1 pseudogene is annotated in these 273 nt (G+C 56.0%); it reads left to right on the top strand.

From position 1 onward, the window contains the following. Positions 1 to 38: 38 nt before the first annotated feature. Positions 39 to 273, top strand: a pseudogene (locus ABG80_RS22970) (hypothetical protein); the annotation flags it as partial.

Here is a 273-nt window from a genome sequence, read left to right as displayed (position 1 = left end):
TTTGCCCTCTGTGTGCCATTAGACGGGGCGCTAAGTCGATGAAAGCCTACTTGGATAGGTGGGAGGTCATCCGAGCCGAGAAAACGGCTCTGAGGCCTTTTTTGGTGACTTTGACGGTGAAGAACGGTGATGACCTAGCTGAACGCTTTAAGCACCTTCATAGAGCCCAGCGCGAGCTATGGAAACGCCGGCAACGTGGTCGCGGCTCTGTGCTCGATGGTGTTGTGGGCGCTGTTTGGTCATACGAAGTGAAGCGGGGAGACAACTCGGGCC

Source organism: Aquabacterium parvum (assembly GCF_001447195.1).
Classification (GTDB): domain Bacteria; phylum Pseudomonadota; class Gammaproteobacteria; order Burkholderiales; family Burkholderiaceae_C; genus Aquabacterium; species Aquabacterium parvum.
This window is presented reverse-complemented; position numbering and strand designations above follow the sequence as displayed.